This is a genomic window from Pedobacter sp., from assembly GCF_035566355.1.
GTDB lineage: Bacteria > Bacteroidota > Bacteroidia > Sphingobacteriales > Sphingobacteriaceae > Pedobacter.
Genome location: NZ_DATMRL010000348.1, coordinates 1 through 3,353 on the forward strand (window position 1 = coordinate 1; position 3,353 = coordinate 3,353).

At 41.5% G+C, this 3,353-nt stretch carries 2 protein-coding genes and 2 pseudogenes; all 4 read left to right on the top strand.

Features of this window, described 5'->3' with window-relative positions:
* Positions 1–524 (top strand): annotated as a pseudogene (locus tag VNZ46_RS13405) (SusC/RagA family TonB-linked outer membrane protein); the annotation flags it as partial.
* Positions 525–536: 12 nt separating this feature from the next.
* Positions 537–2,003, top strand: coding sequence for a RagB/SusD family nutrient uptake outer membrane protein (locus tag VNZ46_RS13410; RefSeq protein ID WP_325560605.1), 1,467 nt, complete (start codon positions 537–539; stop codon positions 2,001–2,003).
* Between the two features lie 4 nt (positions 2,004–2,007).
* Positions 2,008–2,676, top strand: coding sequence for a hypothetical protein (locus tag VNZ46_RS13415; RefSeq protein WP_199078419.1), 669 nt, complete (start codon positions 2,008–2,010; stop codon positions 2,674–2,676).
* Between the two features lie 32 nt (positions 2,677–2,708).
* Positions 2,709–3,353 (top strand): annotated as a pseudogene (locus VNZ46_RS13420) (hypothetical protein); the annotation flags it as partial.

Here is a 3,353-nt window from a genome sequence, read left to right on the forward strand (position 1 = left end):
ATCCGGACATTACTGGCGGTTTAACCAACTCATTTTCTTACAAGGGTTTTACTCTTGATGTTCTGGTGACATTTATTTCAGGAAGGAAACTGCGCAACGGCTATCTTTCAGATAAATTTCAGGACGCAGGAACGGATAATCCCTACCAAGTCTGGGGCGGTTCATCAGGGCCTGCTTCTAACTTTAATGTCTCTGATTTTTGGAGTAAACCAGGAGACATAGCCAAATACCCCGGCCTGATCACCAACAAAGTAGATAAATGGCATATTGGGCAAAGCATATTTATAGAAGACGCCAGTTTTATCCGGATCAAAAATATCAGGCTGGGATACACCATTACTGAAAAATATACCAGGAGAATTGGCATCAGATCTATCAGGCTATACGGCATGATGGATAATGTTAAAATATGGTCCAGATCTACCGTTCCTGATCCGGAGGCTGTAGACATCACGGGCTACTCTGGAGGGAATGACTACCCGATCCCTAAGAAATACACCTTTGGACTGGATTTAACCTTTTAACGAAAATTCGATATGAAAAAATTAATTATATATGTAAGCTGTTTACTATTGGGCACAGCCTTACTTTCCTGCAAAAAATTTCTAGACGAAAAACCCATCAGTGTTTCTACTGATCAAACCTTCTGGCGCAATGAAAGTGACGCAGACAAAGGTGTAGCCTCCGCTTACGCTTTATTAAGAGCCAGCCTGAACACCAATGGAATGGCCTTTTATGCTTATGGGGATTTACCAACGGATGAATACAACACCAATGAATACCGCCTGGGAGATGTATCAAAGATCAACTGGTCAGTTTCTGTTCCCTTTGCTGAAACCGGGGACCGGATGATGAGATTAAGACGCTATGATCTTTTTTACAGAACCATTGATCAAAGCAACCGTTGCATCCAGTTTATTGGCAAAATGACCGATGATCAGTTTTCTTCTGTTGCTGCAAAGAACAATTTTCTTGGAGAAGCCTATTTTTTAAGGGCATTCAATTATTTCTATATGGCCAGAATCTGGGGAGACGTCCCGCTGGTTGTTGAATCTGTAAATATTACAGAGGCAGTGGACCTTCCAAGAAGCCCGCAAAACGAGATTTTAAAACAATGCATTAAAGATGTTAATATGGCCATAAGTTTGTTGAGCTGGGACTATTCAAATGCCAACAATCGGGCGGTAAGAGCCAATAAAGGAGCAGCATATGCACTTCTTGCTCACCTATATGCCTGGCAGGGAGATTATGCCAATTGCAATACGGCCGCATCCGCAATTCTGGATAGGAAATATTATCAATATGAGAACCGTGCCAGCTATTTGAATATTTTCAAAGGCAAATCTGCAGAAGGTATTTTTGAAATTGCGCAAAGTGATGAAAACGAAGGTAACAACACCGGAATATCTTTCTATACGCTAAAAAGTCCCTACCTGACCACAAATACAGGAAATGCCCTTTTTATCATCAATCAAAATACATTGAGCAGTTTGTTTAACAATGACAGTCAGGACCTGAGGTTCCAAAAAGCTTTTGCTTTGACCAGTACAACAGATCCCATATGTATCAAATACAGCAACATCACCTACACGAGCGGACAAAATGTAACCGTTGGTGTTGCCCACAATAATATCATCATTTTCCGCCTTGCCGACATTACCCTGCTAAAAGCAGAAGCCCTTGCCGCATTGGGCCAATACAGTGAGGCAAAAACCTATTTAAATGAAGTAAGAAACGAAGCTGGTCTTAACAGCTGGGACGGAACAAACGACAATCTTTTTGAAGGGATTATTGATGAACGCGGGCGGGAGCTGTTTCTGGAGGGCCATCGTTTTTATGACCTGGTCAGACTCGGCCGCAAAACCGGAATTATGAAATTTGGCGATGATAAGATGAGCCAGGGTGATTTCAATGCTGGAAAATATTACTGGCCACTGGATCCCGCTTTGATGAGCATTAACAAAAAACTAACCCAAACCCCTTACTGGCGTTCTAAAATGTAATCCTATGAAAACCAAATCCATATACCTACTGGCCTGTGCTCTTGCACTAACTTGTTTTTTTAGCTGCAAAAAGAGCAGTTATCTGACAGATGGCGGTTTAAGCGATCCCAAAAGCTCCCTGAGCACTTATGACTATTTAAAACAACATAAATATCACCTCTTTGATACCCTGATCATGGTTATTGATCATTATAATCTGAAAGAAGAAGTCAATGGTGCAGCAACTTTCTTTGCGCCCACAAACTATTCCATTAACAAATACCTTAAAGTAAAAAGAGATTCCATATTGCAAGAAGATGAAAACGGAAAATACACTTTAGATGATATGTATAAAGACATCACCGCCGATTCTTTAAGGATATATATGGTCAAATCTCGTGTGGAGCTGATGACAACACCAGAACAGGCGGCAATGGCAAACAATGCGGCCAATACAAAAACTGCAATCCAGCGCATATTACAACCTAAGGCCTCTGGGGCTTGGTCTTCCGCACCAATTTACTATTTGTATTATATCAGGGTTCGCGGAGCATTAGACCCACCAGGATCAACTTTGCCTGCAGACGACCCGACTTCAGACATCAAGGCCCAATGCCAGACAACAGGCATTGAACCATCAACGGGCGGTGTACTGCATGTGCTGAACAACCAGCATACTTTCATCAGGTTCTAAATGCATTTGGTTTATCAATAGACAAACACATCATGAGAAAAAAACATATTGCACTATGTGCTTATTTATGCACCATTACCGCACTACTGGTGTATGGCTGTAAAAAAATAGAGAAGGGATTTATCAGCGATTACATGTATTATACCCCAAATCCTTTAATCGCGACCCAGGGAAATGTAACCACTTCTAATTCATTAGAACTGGATGGAACGACAGGTCCAGTCCATGTGAAACTCCTCGCAGTAAGAAACCTAACTACAGGAAAAAATGCACCAGAATTGCTAAAAGAATATGTCATCAAACAATTCAACGGGCAGATCACAGCAGCAGATTCTACAATCGAACTGGTCAATAAAAAGATCGTACTCAAACCCGCAGTTGCCTTAAGCGTTGGAGAAATTGGCGGCAGGATTGCCTTATCGCAGGCCACAGCAAACATTGATACCGGCAGGTATACTATTGATGTTGAGGTGAGCAATGTAAATGGTATCAGGACCATCAACAATGCCTGTACCATTCAAATTACGTCAAAAGCCAATTATGCAATCTCCAACAGCCCATTTTACACCACCTCTGATCTTGGTGCCGAAACTGGTTTTACCAGTAGTGCTTTTTTACCCATTACAGTAGACTATGACAAATCAGGACCAAATAAGATCATCTTCAGATTCACAGAC